This is a genomic window from Priestia sp. D3YE.R1 (assembly GCF_049199565.1).
Lineage (GTDB): Bacteria > Bacillota > Bacilli > Bacillales > Bacillaceae_H > Priestia > Priestia aryabhattai.
In genome coordinates, this window is sequence record NZ_JBLTHW010000001.1 from 2,233,182 (window position 1) to 2,249,907 (window position 16,726).

18 protein-coding genes are annotated in these 16,726 nt (G+C 37.7%); 11 read left to right on the forward strand and 7 right to left on the reverse strand.

Features of this window, described 5'->3' with window-relative positions:
* The first annotated feature begins 174 nt into the window (after window positions 1-174).
* Complete coding sequence (locus ACOZIR_RS11890; RefSeq protein WP_045291697.1) at window positions 175-573, forward strand: hypothetical protein; 399 nt, start codon at window positions 175-177, stop codon at window positions 571-573.
* A 20-nt stretch (window positions 574-593) separates the two neighbouring features.
* On the opposite strand, the gene ACOZIR_RS11895 is transcribed toward ACOZIR_RS11890, so the two are convergent.
* From ACOZIR_RS11895 to sspO, 4 genes are all read right to left on the reverse strand, one after another.
* A complete protein-coding gene (locus ACOZIR_RS11895) occupies window positions 594-1,427 on the reverse strand; it encodes a Ku protein (protein WP_421535617.1) in 834 nt (277 codons plus the stop codon).
* 150 nt (window positions 1,428-1,577) lie between these two features.
* On the reverse strand, window positions 1,578-2,018 hold the full coding sequence (locus ACOZIR_RS11900) for an Hsp20/alpha crystallin family protein (protein ID WP_045291695.1): 441 nt from the start codon (window positions 2,016-2,018) through the stop codon (window positions 1,578-1,580).
* 152 nt (window positions 2,019-2,170) lie between these two features.
* Complete coding sequence (locus tag ACOZIR_RS11905) at window positions 2,171-2,311, reverse strand: small acid-soluble spore protein P (RefSeq protein WP_013057256.1); 141 nt, start codon at window positions 2,309-2,311, stop codon at window positions 2,171-2,173.
* A gap of 212 nt (window positions 2,312-2,523) precedes the next feature.
* Entirely contained in the window at window positions 2,524-2,673 is a 150-nt protein-coding gene (gene sspO, locus ACOZIR_RS11910; RefSeq protein WP_013083371.1) for a small acid-soluble spore protein O, read from the reverse strand.
* A gap of 221 nt (window positions 2,674-2,894) precedes the next feature.
* On the opposite strand from sspO, the gene acnA reads away from it, so the two are divergent.
* The 4 genes from acnA (at window position 2,895) to ACOZIR_RS11930 (ending at window position 6,954) form a co-directional block, all read left to right on the forward strand.
* Window positions 2,895-5,615 carry an aconitate hydratase AcnA gene (gene acnA, locus ACOZIR_RS11915; RefSeq protein ID WP_310878646.1) on the forward strand — a complete coding sequence of 907 codons (2,721 nt, stop codon included), beginning with the start codon at window positions 2,895-2,897 and terminating at the stop codon, window positions 5,613-5,615.
* Window positions 5,616-5,810: 195 nt separating this feature from the next.
* Window positions 5,811-6,410 (forward strand): TlpA disulfide reductase family protein, encoded by a 600-nt coding sequence (locus ACOZIR_RS11920; RefSeq protein ID WP_411304370.1) that lies wholly within the window; start codon window positions 5,811-5,813, stop codon window positions 6,408-6,410.
* A gap of 212 nt (window positions 6,411-6,622) precedes the next feature.
* A complete protein-coding gene (locus ACOZIR_RS11925; protein ID WP_080890160.1) occupies window positions 6,623-6,766 on the forward strand; it encodes an FbpB family small basic protein in 144 nt (47 codons plus the stop codon).
* Window positions 6,767-6,810: 44 nt separating this feature from the next.
* Complete coding sequence (locus ACOZIR_RS11930; RefSeq protein ID WP_043982832.1) at window positions 6,811-6,954, forward strand: acid-soluble spore protein N; 144 nt, start codon at window positions 6,811-6,813, stop codon at window positions 6,952-6,954.
* Window positions 6,955-6,985: 31 nt separating this feature from the next.
* Here the strand turns inward: ACOZIR_RS11930 and ACOZIR_RS11935 are convergent, their stop codons facing one another.
* Window positions 6,986-7,597: a hypothetical protein gene (locus tag ACOZIR_RS11935; RefSeq protein WP_421535618.1), complete on the reverse strand. Its 612-nt coding sequence runs from the start codon at window positions 7,595-7,597 to the stop codon at window positions 6,986-6,988.
* A gap of 172 nt (window positions 7,598-7,769) precedes the next feature.
* Here ACOZIR_RS11935 and tlp point away from each other — a divergent pair, with 172 nt between their 5' ends.
* The 3 genes from tlp to ACOZIR_RS11950 all read left to right on the forward strand — a co-directional run bounded on the left by tlp (window position 7,770) and on the right by ACOZIR_RS11950 (window position 10,053).
* Window positions 7,770-8,012, forward strand: coding sequence for a small acid-soluble spore protein Tlp (tlp, locus tag ACOZIR_RS11940; protein WP_013057249.1), 243 nt, complete (start codon window positions 7,770-7,772; stop codon window positions 8,010-8,012).
* Window positions 8,013-8,124: 112 nt separating this feature from the next.
* Window positions 8,125-9,552, forward strand: a complete 1,428-nt coding sequence (locus tag ACOZIR_RS11945; protein ID WP_045291691.1) for a phospholipase D family protein — start codon at window positions 8,125-8,127, stop codon at window positions 9,550-9,552.
* A gap of 78 nt (window positions 9,553-9,630) precedes the next feature.
* Window positions 9,631-10,053, forward strand: a complete 423-nt coding sequence (locus ACOZIR_RS11950) for an acyl-CoA thioesterase (protein WP_028408348.1) — start codon at window positions 9,631-9,633, stop codon at window positions 10,051-10,053.
* Between the two features lie 40 nt (window positions 10,054-10,093).
* Here the strand turns inward: ACOZIR_RS11950 and ACOZIR_RS11955 are convergent, their stop codons facing one another.
* Together ACOZIR_RS11955 and plsY are read right to left on the reverse strand one after the other, a co-directional pair.
* Window positions 10,094-10,384, reverse strand: a complete 291-nt coding sequence (locus ACOZIR_RS11955) for a HesB/YadR/YfhF family protein (RefSeq protein WP_013057245.1) — start codon at window positions 10,382-10,384, stop codon at window positions 10,094-10,096.
* Between the two features lie 374 nt (window positions 10,385-10,758).
* Window positions 10,759-11,352: a glycerol-3-phosphate 1-O-acyltransferase PlsY gene (plsY, locus tag ACOZIR_RS11960; RefSeq protein ID WP_014459891.1), complete on the reverse strand. Its 594-nt coding sequence runs from the start codon at window positions 11,350-11,352 to the stop codon at window positions 10,759-10,761.
* A gap of 205 nt (window positions 11,353-11,557) precedes the next feature.
* Between plsY and ACOZIR_RS11965 the strand changes: the two genes are divergently transcribed.
* The 3 genes from ACOZIR_RS11965 to parC all read left to right on the forward strand — a co-directional run bounded on the left by ACOZIR_RS11965 (window position 11,558) and on the right by parC (window position 16,704).
* A complete protein-coding gene (locus ACOZIR_RS11965; RefSeq protein ID WP_013057242.1) occupies window positions 11,558-11,971 on the forward strand; it encodes a CoA-binding protein in 414 nt (137 codons plus the stop codon).
* Between the two features lie 333 nt (window positions 11,972-12,304).
* Window positions 12,305-14,281: a DNA topoisomerase IV subunit B gene (gene parE, locus ACOZIR_RS11970; protein WP_013057241.1), complete on the forward strand. Its 1,977-nt coding sequence runs from the start codon at window positions 12,305-12,307 to the stop codon at window positions 14,279-14,281.
* Window positions 14,278-16,704, forward strand: coding sequence for a DNA topoisomerase IV subunit A (gene parC, locus ACOZIR_RS11975; RefSeq protein ID WP_045291689.1), 2,427 nt, complete (start codon window positions 14,278-14,280; stop codon window positions 16,702-16,704). The genes parE and parC overlap by 4 nt, the downstream gene beginning before the upstream one ends.
* Window positions 16,705-16,726 lie beyond the last annotated feature (22 nt).

Consider the following 16,726-nt stretch of genomic DNA (forward strand, 5'->3'; position numbering starts at 1 on the left):
ACGTGAACAAGTCTTTTTTTTATGCGTTGACACAGTGTTAAGTTTTTTATGTTTTGATGACATTTCGAGATTTTAGTTGTATTTTCCTGTTGAATTTTCTAGAATAGTAGAGAATAAAACCGTATCGAAAAGAAGTCGTATCATGTGCAGAGAACGTATCAGGAGGACAACGAAGTGAAAAAGATTCTACTATTCACGTTAGTAGCGCTATTGGCAACTTTTTTTATTGACAGGGTATACAGCGAACGCAACCAAGCGCAACTTCAGCAAACCGTAATTAACGAAATTAAAAAAACAAATCAAAGTAAAGAAGAAGCTTCCATCCTTGATTTTAATGAATTATGTGATTTTAGATGGGATAAAGTATATGTCTTTGGACCGGAAACGACTCGCAGCGAGGTAAATGAAAAGCTGGGCTTCACGTGGTCTGAAGCAAAAGCAAAAGGTATTGGAAAAGATAAAAAAGATAACTTTATTGTCTTTGTGGAAAATGATCAAGTAACGCAATATTTAAAAATACCGGCGTCATATGGAGCTATTGTTCCTAAGACTTCTGTTGCAAATGAAAGCTAACGAATTTCTTCGTTAGCTTTTTATGCTTTCTTTTTTAAGGATGAAGTTTTTTTCTTTGCTGTCGATTTTGTCGGCTGTAGAGTAGATGGATCTATGCTCACTTTTAACATTTCCATTAAATGTCGAATATCTCGTTCTTCGCTTTCGCTGCCTTTTGTAACTTCACCTTGATTTATTTTTTGCTGAATGACGTTTTGTAAGGCGTCTCGGTAGTTGTTTTTGTAAATAGACGGATTAAAAGAAGTAGATAACTTATCAATTAATTCCACCGTCACTTGTGTATCACTTTCATTAATGTCAGAATCACGAGATAAGTTAGGCACATCTGTGGCTGAACGAAGTTCTTCTTCAAAATGCATCGTGTGAAGAACGAGAGAGCCTCCCACGGAACGAATCATTGCGATTTGCTGCTTGGAATATAAAAATACATTGGCAATACCGACTTTATTTGTTATTTCAAGTGCATTTAATAACGTATAGTAAGCTTTTAGGCTCGTTTCTCCAGGAGAGATATAGTAGGGCTTATCAAAAAACAGGGGATCAATGTCATCTAAGGAAACAAAGTGTAACAATTCAACAGCTTTTTTTGCTGCAAAGGGCTCTTTGACACGGTCAATTTCCTGTTGTGAAAGCACAACAAACTGACCGGTTGCCGTTTCGTATCCTTTAACCAGTTCATCGGATTCTACTTCTCGTCCACACGTTTGGCAATGTTTTTCTTGATGAATAGGTGTATGGCAAACGGAGTGTAGCGTGCGCAGCTTTACATCTTTTTCTTCAATTGCTCCGTGGAGTTTAATAGGGATATCAATTAATCCAAAGCTGATTTTACCTTTCCAAGCAGTATGAAGCATAAACGTTCTCCTTTTACTCTTTTTTAATAGTGTGCCGTAAAACAAATTAGATATCCCATTGTTTTGAAAAGAAAAACTTTCTAGAAAAACTATGTGCTAAATTAACAATCAAATATTTCCAATAAAACTGCAGATATTGTCTCTGCAGTTTTATTGGAAATCAATAGGGACTATTTGCTGATTAGATTCATTTGTCTCATGTTTAGAAATCGTAATTTCAAGGATTTCGTTACTAAATGTAGCGGTAATCTTTTTATTTATCAATGGAAATGGAAAGTCAACTGTACGTTCAACACTTTCTTCCGTTTGTTCTCTTGCAAGCGTTCCTTGCTTTTCATCATGAAATTCTCTAATGCAGTATTTTTTGGCTGTCAGCTGTAAATGGTCAGCTTGTACCTGAACGATAATATCCTTAGGGTGATACCCTAACAATTCAGCTTCGACAATAAATGATTGTTCTGTTTCAAATAAGTCTATACGAACGGAATCATAATCTAAATAACTCATAAAGGGATTTGAAAGCATGACTTCTAACAACTCTTGAAAGCCTTTTACAAACATTTGGTCTGCTGGCAGACGCTTGTTTTTCATTTCTGCGTTCCTCCATTACTTAAACTGTTTCACTTTATTATCATATGCGCGTTTATGTACTTAGTGAACTCCTGCGCAAAGAATAAGCTTGAAGTACTAGCTGTCTTTTCTATGCATAAAAAAGCAAGCTCTGTAGAGAGCTTGCCGCTGTTTTACATATCATGCCCGCTATTGTGTTTTTGGCGAGAATGCTTACGGTTTTTTACTTTATGAGATCCGCTTAGCGGTTCGGGCTGTCCAGAATTGCTTTTTGGTGCATTTCTTCTGATGTCTTTGCTGCTGTTTTTGTTCATAGTTAAAGCCTCCCTTTCATTTATTAGGGTAGGATAGTGACAGGAAATTTATCCGATGAAAAATTCCCCTTTCTAAAAGTAGGTTTAACAAAAACAGGAAATGGGAACAGAAAAAAAGCGCCATGTATAATGACGCCTTCTCGTTAGATTTCATGGAGTTAAACGATTTTGCTTTTCTAACTAGTGATTAGTATTTCCAACAAGAGAGTGTTTTATTGATTTTTTTTGCGTTTTTTATTATTTTGTTTCTGTTGTTCAGTTAATGGTTCATTTGAAAATTCTTCGTTATAACCCGCTCCTTTTCCTTGAGCGCTAGCCGCGTTAGCCCCAGGAATGACGTGGTTTGACTTGCGTTTAGCCATGTTGAATCACCTCCGTTTCTAGCATGCGTAAAAATCAATGAAATATGAATTATTAGAAAAATAAAAGGCAGATTGGAAAAGGTTATAAGTGAAACTTATGTTAATTAATAACATTCTTTTTATTTACTTATGTATAATATTATATTAAGATAGATGGTGAAGGGAATAGAGGATGGGGTAAGTAAATCCTTTATACATAGAATTTTAAGGGGGTAAAAGCAATGACTAAAAAAGACGTTTTTAACGCTCGTTCGTCATTCGATCTTAATGGCAGCACATATAATTATTACCGCTTACAAGCTTTAGAGGAAGCAGGTTTAGGTAACGTATCTAAGCTGCCGTATTCAATTAAAGTATTATTAGAATCTGTTCTTCGTCAGGTAGATGGCCGTGTTATTACAAAAGAACACGTCGAAAACCTTGCAAAATGGGGAACAAAAGATATTAAAGATATCGATGTTCCTTTCAAACCATCTCGTGTTATTCTTCAAGATTTCACTGGAGTTCCAGCGGTTGTAGACTTAGCGTCACTTCGTAAAGCAATGGCTGATTTAGGAGGAGATCCTGACAAAATCAATCCAGAAATTCCAGTAGACCTCGTTGTCGACCACTCCGTACAAGTTGATAAAGCAGGTACAGCTGACTCATTACGAATTAATATGGATCTTGAGTTTCAACGCAATACAGAGCGCTATAATTTCTTAAGCTGGGCTCAAAAATCATTTAATAACTATCGTGCAGTTCCGCCAGCTACTGGTATCGTGCACCAAGTAAATTTAGAATATTTAGCAAACGTTGTTCATGCTGTTGAAGAAGATGGTGAGTTCGTAGCTTTCCCTGATTCTTTAGTAGGTACTGACTCTCATACAACGATGATTAATGGTATCGGTGTTTTAGGATGGGGTGTTGGCGGTATTGAAGCGGAAGCAGGTATGCTTGGTCAACCTTCTTATTTCCCAGTTCCTGAAGTAATCGGTGTTAAACTTGTTGGCGAATTACCAAACGGCACTACAGCTACAGACTTAGCGTTAAAAGTTACGCAAGTGCTTCGTCAAAAAGGAGTAGTCGGAAAATTCGTTGAATTCTTCGGTCCTGGCGTAGCAGAACTTCCATTAGCTGACCGTGCAACAATTGCTAATATGGCTCCTGAATACGGTGCAACATGCGGGTTCTTCCCAGTTGACGCGGAGGCATTAGCATACATGCGTTTAACAGGAAGAGATGAAAAAGACATTCAGGTTGTCGAACAATATACAAAAGCAAACGGTTTATTCTTTACACCAGAAAACGAAGATCCAATTTTTACTGACGTTGTTGAGATTAACCTTGCTGAGATTGAAGCAAATCTTTCAGGTCCAAAGCGTCCGCAAGATTTAATTCCACTTTCTCAAATGCAAACAGAATTCAAGAAAGCTTTAACAGCTCCTGTTAGCAACCAAAGCTTCGGACTTGATGCTAAAGACGTTGATAAAGAAGTTACGTTTAAGCTTGCAGACGGTTCAGAAACAACAATGAAAACAGGTGCCATTGCCATTGCGGCTATCACAAGCTGTACGAACACATCAAATCCTTATGTATTAGTAGCAGCTGGTTTAGTTGCGAAAAAAGCGGTAGAAAAAGGATTGGATGTTCCAGCTTACGTGAAAACTTCTTTAGCACCAGGTTCAAAAGTAGTAACGGCTTACCTTCAAAATTCAGGGCTGCTTCCGTACTTAGATAAAATCGGCTTTAACATCGTAGGTTATGGCTGTACGACTTGTATCGGTAACTCTGGTCCATTAGAAGCTGAAATTGAAGAAGCGATTGCAGACAGCGACTTGCTTGTAACGTCTGTTCTTTCAGGAAACCGTAACTTTGAAGGACGTATTCATCCATTAGTAAAAGGTAACTACCTTGCTTCTCCGCCGCTTGTTGTAGCATATGCACTGGCTGGAACGGTAGATGTAGATTTACAAAAAGATCCAATCGGCATTGATACAGACGGCAATGAAGTATTCTTTAGCGACATCTGGCCTTCTCAAGATGAAATTAAAGAAGTTGTTAGCCGTACCGTAACGCCTGAATTATTCCGTAACGAGTATGAGCGTGTATTCGATGACAATGAGCGCTGGAATGAAATTAAAACGAGCGAAGATGCTCTTTATACGTGGGAGAATGATTCAACATACATCCAAAACCCACCGTTCTTCGAAGGCTTATCAGAAGAGCCAGGTGAAGTAGAACCGTTAAATGATCTTCGCGTAGTAGCGAAATTTGGTGACTCAGTGACAACGGATCACATTTCACCAGCGGGTTCAATTGCAAAAACATCACCTGCAGGTCTTTACCTTCAAGAAAACGGTGTAGAACCAAAAGACTTTAACTCATATGGTTCTCGTCGCGGTAACCATGAAGTGATGATGCGCGGTACATTTGCAAATATCCGTATTAAAAACCAAGTAGCACCTGGTACAGAAGGCGGCTGGACAACATACTGGCCAACAAATGACGTAATGAGCATTTATGACGCTTGTATGAAATACAAAGAGCAAGATACAGGTCTTGTTGTACTTGCAGGTAAAGATTACGGCATGGGAAGTTCTCGTGACTGGGCAGCAAAAGGCACAAATCTTTTAGGTATTAAAACAGTAATCGCTGAAAGCTTTGAGCGTATTCACCGTTCAAACCTAGTATTAATGGGTGTTTTACCTCTTCAATTTAAAGATGGTGAAAGTGCGGATACATTAGGTTTAACTGGAAAAGAAACAATTGCAGTAGCAGTTGATGAAACAGTAAAACCACGTGATCTTGTAAAAGTAACAGCAACTGATGAAGCTGGAAACAAAAAAGAATTTGAAGTACTCGTTCGTTTCGATAGTGAAGTTGAAATTGATTACTATCGCCATGGTGGTATCCTTCAAATGGTGCTTCGTGATAAATTACAGTCTAAAACACATGCGTAAGATATAAAGTAAAAGAGCGGTTCTCGTGAGCCGCTCTTTTTTTATGTAAACGCACCGTTTTCGACAAAAAGCGAGAGGGGAATATGCTATATTATAAAAGAAAATGCCCGATAAAAGGATTATTTTAGTAGATATTGCACATATCTATTAGTACATAGATTATCACTTTTTAGAAGAAATAAAGGAGCCGATCATATGGTTAAAAAAATAATTGCGGTCTTGCTTCTAGTAGGCTTTCTTAGCTACGCACTTTGGCAAGGGCTTTCTTCAAATGAAGCATCCGATAGTTCTAACTTAAGCGAATACAAGGATTTAAATATTAAAAAAGGCAATAGTGCTCGTCAGGCTTCGGGTCAAGCTTATGGGTTGGAACCAAAAGATACAGCGCCTCCGTTTACACTTTCAGATACGAACGGAAAATCCATTCAATTATCAGACTTTAAAGGGAAAAAAGTTATTTTAAACTTTTGGGCAACATGGTGTCCGCCGTGTCAAAAAGAAATGCCCGATATGCAAGCGTTTTATGAGAAATATGGAAACGATGTACAGCTGCTTGCGGTTAATTTAACTTCGTCAGAAGGCAGTAAACAGGCAGTATCTAAGTTTCTTAAAGAAAAACAGTTTACGTTTCGTGTATTATTGGACGACCAAGATATTGTAGGAAGTAAAAAATATCGGGTCTCCACTATTCCGACATCTTATTTTATAGATGAAGAAGGGAAAATTGTTCAACGGGTTAATGGTCCAATGACCATTAAACAAATGGAAACATTTGCTCAACAAGCAGCGAATTAACTTCGCTGCTTGTTTTATTAAAAATGAAACTTATTTACTTTACCATCGTATACCTAGATAAATTAGTAAATATGTCAAACTTTCTTACAACTTTTTAAAAAGTATGTTTACTTATCTGACAAATTGGTTACAATATAGATAGTTGTATGATATCAGTTTCTTTAGATTTTTCAGATTTTTCATAAAAATTACATAAAGTAGGTGTTGTGATCATGAGAAAATTACGCAAACGTTCATTTGAAGAGTTAGTGCAAGAAAATAAAACGCAGCTTTTAAAAGATCAGTCAGAAATTGAACGCATTGAAATAGAAATTGAAAAGCGGTTAGAAGATCGTATGCTTGAAAGAGCTGAATAACTTTAAAGTAAGTTGGTTAGAGTAACGGTGAGGAGGGGATAAGCATGGGAAATCCTAAAAAACAAAGCAAACCTTTTGTTCCGAATCACATCGGCACTCAACCGAGAGAAGCTGGTGGAAATAACGGAAAACAAATGCAAGATAAATCCGGCAAGCATCCTCAAGTTATTCAAACCAAAGGTGAATGAATAAAAAGTCGCTGAATTCAGCGACTTTTTATTATTTGAATTCTACCGTGAATAAATAAACGTAAGGATTGCTCGAAATAAGCTCTTTAATAACTTCTCCATCATCGGTTGAAAGCGGAGCAACTCGTATGCCACTGCCATCGTCACCGTCACCAAATAAAGCAGCGACTGGATATGGTTTATTCATTTTTACTTTTTGTTTTTTCTCTAACCCAGTAAAGGAATAGCCGTTCATTTTTTTAGGCTTTTTCGCTTCTATCCCTAGGTTTGTATCGTTGCTTCCTACATTAAACATAACTTTGTGAGTATCATCATCGATTTTATATGTAACAGCAAACATGTCAAATTCTTTTGAAACAGTCAACCCTCCTGAGAGTAAAGGTTGTTTGGCTTTTCCCTTTTCGTAATAAGTAGCTTTTACATAAGCTTCTTTTACGCCATTAGGAGCTTTAACATCGTATGCAATGATGTTGCTTTTGTAGTCTAAGTTTGTCACGGCTAACATTTTTTCTTCATGTTTTGAGTAATGGTGAGGCTTGATAGAGACACTTGTTGTCCATTTTGATGCCAATGAAGTTTGAGACATAAAAAATAAGGCTACAATAAAGACTACGCTTAGTAATGCTATCATTCGTTTAGTCATAGCGATTCCCCCTTTGTATGTATATATTACCATATTATGTATGTGTTATATATGCATTTTAACTTAATTATAATTATATTATGTAAACTAAAATCATTTTTTTCCACTTATAGAGATGAACAAATCCGGCATACTACAATTGTAACAAAGTTATTTTGAGGAGGAAGATACAATGGCATGGAATAAACCGAATCCAGACGATCGCAGTGATAACGTTGAAAAATTACAAACAATGGTGCAAAATACAATGAAAAACATTGAAGAAGCAGAAGAAGCTGCTGCATGCAGCACTGAAGAAGAACGTCAGCGCATTCAGCAAAAAAATCATAATCGTGAAGTAAGCATCGAAGCAATGCGCAGTGAAATAAAAGATGAGTCAGAAGCTCGTCAAAATGGTTATGAAGGTACGATTTAATAAGTAAAACAGTGACAATAAGCAGCTAAAAATAAACGGTTTTAGCTGCTTTCTTTCTATATTTTTTTAGTAAGGTGAATAATATTACAAACTAGCGAAGAGGTTTATGTAGGTGAAAAAGCACGTGAAAAAGAAAATAGTAAGGATTTTGCTCAGTTTACTTATCGTCTTGATTATTGTGGGCTCTTATCACACTCATAAGCCCTTGCCTAAAGGAATTTCATACGAGAGTAATCCTCACAAAGTAGAGGATGTATTGCTTTTATCAGACCTAACGTATCAAGACCAACAGACGTCTGTTTCCGAACAACATATTTTTCAAGCAGTTATGAATGCAATTGATGAAGCAAAAACTTTTATTATTATGGATATGTTTCTATTTAATGGCTACTATAACCAAGGCGAAAAGTTTCCTCACCTTAGTGATACGCTTGCAAGTAAGCTGATTGAAAAGAAACGAAAACATCCTAATGTCGAAATAGTCTTTATTACGGATGAAATAAATACAAGCTACGGCTCACATGATTCAAAGTGGTTAGATTCACTGCGGCTGAACGGAATCAAAGTGGTGCAAACCAATTTATCTAAGCTCAGAGATTCCATTCCACTATATTCTGCAGTGTGGAGAACTTTTGTTCAGTGGATGGGTGAAAAAGGAACCGGGTGGATAACGAATCCTTTCGGAAATAAAGCGCCTAACGTAACGGCCCGTGCTTATCTTACGTTGTTAAATGTAAAAGCTAATCACAGAAAAGTAGTAGCAACCGATCAAAGCGTTATTATTTCTTCTGCCAATCCTCATGATGCAAGTTTTTATAATTCTAACATGGCCTTTGAAGTAAAAGGGAATATCATTGGAGATGCGGTAAAAAGCGAACAAGCCGTCTCTGATTTTTCTTACGGAGGAAGGTTACCTCTCTATAAAAAGAAAGAAAAAGAAAAGGGAGACCTCTATGTTCAGCTGCTAACAGAAGGCAAAATCTATAAGCACGTGTTAAGTGATTTACGTCATGCTAAACAAGGTGACGATGTGTGGCTTGGCATGTTTTATCTTGGAGATCGAGACGTAATAAAGGCCCTTTTGAAAGCTTCTGAACAAGGAGCAAACGTACGGTTAATTTTAGATCCTAACGAAAATGCGTTTGGAAGAAAAAAGTTCGGACTGCCTAACCGTCCAGTAGCGGCAGAACTCGTTAAGAAATCTAAAGGTAATATTAAAATTCGCTGGTATCATACAGGAATAGAGCAGTATCATTGTAAAACCTTATTAATTCAAAACAAAAGAAACGCCACTATTATTGCAGGAGCAGCAAATTTCACCAAGCGAAATTTAGCTGATTTAAACTTAGAAACGGATATTAAAGTATCAGGACCTCCTAACGAAAAGGTTATGACCGAACTAAACGCTTATTTTGACCGTCTATGGACAAATAAAGGTCACACATATACGCTTCCCTATAAAAAGTATGAAAATAAGATGACGCGGCTGGAAACACTGATATACCGAATTCAAGAAGCGCTTAGTCTTACAACCTACTGAGCCATGACCAAACTAGTAGGAGTATATTCTCCTTGTATGGTAAGATAAAACAGGAACAGTGCAATAGGAGGTAGAATCATGCTAGTATCGAAGAAAGAGATCGAAGTGCGCTATGCAGAAACCGATCAGATGGGCGTTGTGTATCATGCTAACTATTTAGTATGGATGGAAATAGGCCGAACGCAGTTTATCAGTGATTTAGGTTTTAGCTATGCACAAATGGAAAGAGACGGTGTGCTGTCGCCAGTTATTGATATACAGGCGTCATATAAAAAGCCGCTTCATTATGGCGAGACAGCTGTGGTACATACTTGGGTTGAGAACTATGACGGTCTACGCGTTGTGTACGGATACGAAATTTTTAATTCAAATGAAGAACTTGCGTTAACAGGAACATCGTCGCACGTATGTGTGAAAAAAGAAAACTTTAAGCCTATTTCGATTCGCCGTAATTATCCGGAATGGCATAAAGCCTATGAAGATGCCAAAAAGCAGGGTTAAGCGTAAAAATAAAAAGCATCGATAAATCGATGCTTTTTTCTTACGCTTCGTAATGAAAGTCAGGTTCTTTTGTTTCTTCATTATAGTTCACGGTCAAATCATGACCATCAAAGTACCAAAGGTCTTCATCTTCTACGAAAAATGTTAAACCGTCAACTTTTGTTTCAACGCCAACGTTTTTAGGAGAATCTGTGTTTACACCTAAAGAAAAACCTTTTTGAACGTTGCTGCATCCGCCGTAGCGAACAAAAAAGCGAATTGTTTCGTTTCCTTCTAGCATCATTTCGTCTTTGTACCACGTAGCTGCTGCTTCTGTTACTGTTAATTTCATTAATTATGCTCCTTCCAATACTGCGGATACATTTATTATAGTAGAAAGATAGATAAATTACCAATATATACGAATCCAGCTAGGAAGGAACGAGATAAAATAAAACGATTTAATATAGAGGCGAATGCTTCATTTCTATATTAAATCGTTTCATTCTTTCATTTAAAATCATATTGTTTTCCAATAGTTTCCCAGCAGTGAACGCAGTAGCGGCTTCCTTCTAGCTGTGAATCCATTTTCTTATTACGTTTGCAAATAGGGCATTTTTTCTTCACATCATTCACCTCCTTATTTTAGTATCAGTATAACTAATAAACAAGAAATGTATTCGCTTACAAAGTAGTTATAAAAAAAGAAATAAGAGGAAAATCCTCTTATTTCTTTTTACCTGATAAAAATGTGACTTTCGGTTCTGTTTTGTTAAGAATTCGCGTAATGTTTGCCCGGTGTCTGTAAATGACAAAGGCTACAATTACACCAATAATCATAATAAGCATGTAGTCTTGTTTAAATAGCGTGTAGATAAAGGTTAATACCCCGGTAACCATTGATGACAGTGATACATACTTCGTTATGTATAAGCAGATAAAAAAACATAATAACACGAAAACAAATAAAAGAGGTTCATAACATAAAATCACTCCGGCGGATGTGGCAACAGCTTTTCCGCCTTTAAATTTCGCGAAAATAGGAAAAATATGGCCAATGACAGCAAATAAACCAATGAAGAGAATGTTTTGATTTGTATCAAATAAAAGCGGTAAAGAAGCTGCTAGGGTACCTTTTAGAATGTCTCCAAGCGTAACGATAATTCCGGCTTTTACACCCAATGTACGAAATGAGTTGGTGCCGCCTAAATTGCCGCTTCCATGCTCTCGTATATCGATGCCGTATCCTAGTTTTCCAACAACTAGTCCAAAAGGAATAGAGCCCAAGATATAGGCAAGAATAGGTAATAAATAATTCATGTTTGAAAGCTCCTTTATTTCTATATCGTTTCTATTTTACCATGAGATACTTAAAAAAACATAGCTAGTTTTAGGTGAGAGACAATTATTTTAAAAAAAGAAGACGTTTACAAAAATAGAGAAAACGGGTACTATATGCAGGAAATCAACTGTAAATCGCGAATGTTGTTCAGTACATATTATATAGCTAAGAGAGGTAATAGACATGTCCATTAAAATTCCTTCCCGTCAAGAGCTTGGTAAAATATTAAAAAAAAGCAAGCGCATTGCTGTAGTGGGTTTATCAGATAATCCTCATCGAACGTCTTATATGGTTTCAGAAGCCATGCAGCAGCAAGGTTACGAGATAATTCCGGTGAACCCCACAATCAACTCAGCGCTCGGCGTAAAAGCCGTATCTTCATTAAAAGAAATTGAAGGGCATATTGATATCGTTAACGTATTTCGTCGCTCTGAGCATTTGCTTGAAGTTGCAGAAGAGTTTTTAGAAGTAGATGCAGACGTATTTTGGGCGCAATCTGGTTTAATTAATGAAGAAGCATATGACCTGCTCGCTAAAAAAGGGTATACTGTAGTTATGGATCGTTGTATAAAAGTCGAGCATGCTTTAACAAAGTAAGATCTATAAGCAGAACAACCAACCCATGCACACTGCTTGCATGGGTTTCACCATGCGTTGAAATAGTAAGAGCGTTTCCGCTACAATAGACGTTAGACAGCTAGCTTTATAAGGCTTATAATCCATGAATACACAAGATATTGCTTTTATAATACGGAAATTTGTGCTAAAATCTTGTAAGTACGCAAAAATAGAAACATACGTTCTATTGATGCGAACACTATAAAACTAAAAGATAGGATACATGATCATTTATTCTTAGACACGAAGCGCAAACGTTTGTGTTTCATACATAATGTAGTAATGTTCGTTGTGATGAAAGGGGTAGTATGAATGGCTCGGAAACAACAATTTAATTATAATGAAGATGCAATTCAAGTACTAGAAGGATTAGATGCCGTTCGTAAACGTCCTGGTATGTATATTGGAAGTACGGATACACGTGGTCTGCATCATTTAGTATATGAAATCGTCGACAACTCCGTCGATGAAGCACTAGCAGGCTATGGAGAAGAAATTATTGTAACCATTCACAAAGATAATTCAATTTCTGTACAAGATAAAGGTCGAGGTATGCCAACGGGCATGCATAAACTAGGAAAACCAACGCCTGAAGTTATTTTAACCATCTTGCATGCAGGAGGTAAATTCGGGCAGGGTGGATATAAAACAAGTGGAGGTTTACATGGAGTAGGTGCATCTGTTGTAAATGCGCTGTCTGAATGGTTGACTGTAACTATTCATAGAGATGGATTTATTTATGAACAGCGCTTTGAAAATGGAGGAAAGCCGGTTACCACTCTAGAAAAAATAGGGAAAACGAAAAAAACGGGAACAACGATTCATTTCAAACCGGATGCCACGATTTTTTCAACAACCGTGTACAATTATGATACGCTTTGTGAACGGCTCCGCGAATCGGCTTTTCTGTTAAAAGGGTTCAAAATAGAGTTAATCGATAAAAGGCATGATCGTCACGATATCTTTCATTATGAAACAGGTATTCAAGCCTTCGTTTCATATTTAAATGAAGAAAAAGATTCACTTCATCCAGTCGTCTTTTTTGAAGGTATTCATCATAATATTGAAGTTGAATTTGCCTTTCAATTTAACGATGGTTATTCTGAAACCATTTTATCATTTGTTAATAATGTTCGTACCAAAGATGGCGGAACGCATGAGTCCGGTGCAAAAAGCGCTATGACGCGCGCATTTAATGAATACGCCCGTAAAGTAAGCCTGCTAAAAGAAAAAGACAAAAACTTAGAAGGAACGGATATACGAGAAGGCTTAGGGGCCATCGTTTCCGTTAGAATACCTGAAGAGTTGCTTCAGTTTGAAGGACAAACAAAAGGAAAGTTAGGTACAAGTGAAGCTCGTTCGTCCGTAGATGCAGTTATTTCTGAAAAACTTGCCTATTTCTTAGAAGAAAACCCGGACGTAAGCTCTCTTCTTGTAAAAAAAGCAATCAAAGCGGCTCAAGCGCGTGAAGCGGCACGAAAGGCCAGAGAAGACGCAAGGAACGGGAAGAAACGAAAGCGTCAAGAAACCGTTCTAAGCGGGAAGTTAACACCTGCGCAATCAAGAAATCCTCAGCGAAACGAACTGTACTTAGTCGAAGGGGATTCCGCCGGAGGTTCAGCAAAACAAGGAAGGGATCGCCGCTTTCAAGCTGTGCTGCCACTGCGAGGGAAGGTTATCAATACCGAAAAAGCCAAGCTTCAAGATATTTTTAAAAACGAAGAAATTAGTACAATCATCCACGCGATAGGCGGAGGAGTAGGCGCAGATTTTACAATTGATGATATTAACTACGATAAAATAGTCATCATGACCGATGCGGATACGGATGGGGCTCATATTCAAGTGCTTCTGCTAACGTTTTTCTACCGCTATATGAAACCGCTTGTGGAAGCAGGAAAAGTATTTATTGCTCTCCCACCGCTCTACAAAGTAAGTAAAGGGTCAGGTAAAAAAGAAGTGGTTGAATATTCATGGAGTGACGAAGAATTGCAAGGTGCAATTGACAAGGTAGGAAGAGGCTATATGATTCAGCGCTACAAAGGTCTCGGTGAAATGAACGCAGATCAGCTTTGGGAAACAACAATGAACCCAGAGACGCGTACGCTGATTCGTGTTCGTATTGATGATGCTGCCCGCGCTGATCGTCGTGTGACCACTTTGATGGGCGATAAAGTAGAACCTCGCAGAAAATGGATTGAAAGTAACGTAGCGTTTGGATTAGAAGAAGATCCAAATATTTTAGATAACGAAAATGTATTAACGGTCGCAGAGGAGGACGTACAATGACACAAACAGAACGCTTTTTAGATTTACCTCTTGAGGATGTACTAGGCGACCGTTTTGGTCGATATAGTAAATATATTATTCAAGAGCGCGCATTGCCGGATGCAAGAGACGGGTTAAAACCCGTTCAGCGCCGTATTTTATATGCAATGCACGTAGATGGAAATACAGCAGAAAAAGGGTTTCGCAAGTCAGCTAAAACTGTAGGAAACGTAATTGGTAACTATCACCCTCATGGTGATTCATCTGTATATGATGCCATGGTTCGAATGAGTCAAGAATGGAAAGTTAGAAATGTATTAATCGAAATGCACGGAAACAACGGAAGTATTGATGGAGATCCCCCAGCAGCAATGCGTTATACAGAAGCTCGCCTTTCATCGATTGCTGCAGAACTTCTACGAGATATTGACAAACAAACGGTTGAGTTTGTGTCTAACTTCGATGATACAAGCAGCGAACCAACTGTGTTACCGGCTATGTTTCCTAACTTGCTAGTGAATGGATCCACGGGTATTTCAGCTGGTTATGCTACGGAACTTCCTCCCCATCATTTAGGTGAAGTAATTGACGCAACGATCATGCGAATTGATAAACCAACGTGTACAATTGAAGAGTTGATGACGGCTATTCAAGGTCCTGATTTTCCTACAGGGGGAATCATTCAAGGTGTAGACGGAATTAAGAAAGCCTACGAGACAGGTAAAGGGAAAATTATTATTCGCGGAAAAACGGAAGTGGAGTCCATTCGCGGCGGAAAACAGCAAATTGTTATTACGGAAATTCCATTTGAAGTAAACAAAGCCAACCTTGTTAAGAAAATGGATGAGCTTCGTTTAGATAAAAAAGTGGAAGGCATTGCTGAAGTTCGCGATGAAACGGATCGTACCGGCCTGCGTATCGTAGTAGAACTAAAAAAAGATGCAAATGCTCAAGGAGTACTTCACTTCCTTTACAAAAATACAGATCTGCAAGTACCGTATAATTTTAACATGGTTGCTATTGCTAAAAAGCGACCAAAGCTTATGAGTTTACCTAACATTCTTGATGCTTATATTGATCATCAAAGAGAAGTGGTAACAAATCGTTCTAAATACGAACTGCAAAAAGCACGTGAACGCGAACATATTGTAGCAGGATTGATTAAAGCACTGTCGATTTTAGATGAAGTTATTGCAACTATTAGAGCTTCTAAAGATAAGCGGGATGCTAAAAATAATTTAATTGCTAAATATGAATTTACAGAACCTCAAGCAGAAGCGATTGTGTCGCTTCAATTATACCGCTTGACAAACACGGACATTACAGCTCTACAGGCGGAAGCTGAAGAGCTAGGTGCTAAAATTAACGAGTTAGAAGAAATCTTACATAGCGAGAAAAAACTTTTTAATGTAATCAAAAAAGAATTACGCCGTGTAAAAAAGCAATACAGTACAGAACGCCGCTCAAAAATTGAAGCAGAAATCGAAGAAATTAAGATTAATCTAGAAGTGATGGTTCCATCTGAAGAAGTGATGGTAACAGTCACAAAAGACGGATACGTAAAACGAACAAGTCTTCGTTCTTACGCCGCGTCTAACGGGCAAGACTTCGGTATGAAAGATACGGACCGAATTTTAGCGAAGTATGAAATTAATACAACCGAAACACTGCTTATCTTCACAAACAAAGGGAACTATTTATATATGCCAGTGCACGAACTTCCTGATATCAGGTGGAAAGACATGGGGCAGCATATCATGAACATTGTTCCAATTGATAAAGAAGAGCAAATTGTACGGGCGATACCGGTAAAAGAATTTAAAGAAAATCAGTATCTGCTTTTCTTTACGAAAAATGGTATGGTCAAAAAATCAGAATTACTTCAATATAAAGCACAGCGCTACTCCAAAGCTCTTGTCGCCGTTAATTTAAAAGGCGATGATGAAGTAGTCGATGTATATCAAACGGATGGTAAAAAACAAGTGTTTATTGCCACTCGCTCTGGCTACGGACTGCGTTTCCGGGAAGAAGAAATCAATATTGTAGGAACTCGCGCTTCTGGTGTAAAAGGAATTAACTTAAAAGACGAGGATTATGTTGTAAGCGGCGTTATCTTCGATGAAGATGAAGCTCTATCAACTGAATTATTTATCGCCACGCAGCGAGGAGCTGTGAAAAAGACAAAAATTACTGAGTTTGAAGAATCAGCACGAGCAAAACGAGGGCTAGTGATGGTCCGAGAACTAAAATCTAATCCGCATCAAATTGCAAAAGTAAAAGTAATCTCTAAAGAACATTACATGATAGTGGAATCATCTAAAGGTCAGATCGAGCAGGTTGATCCATCTACAATGCGGGCTAGCGACCGATACAGCAACGGTTCATTCGTATTGGACCAAAGCGAAGCTGGCAATTTAGTTGATGTGTGGCTGGAAGAAAAATAACAAAAAAAGTAGTAAAGTTTTT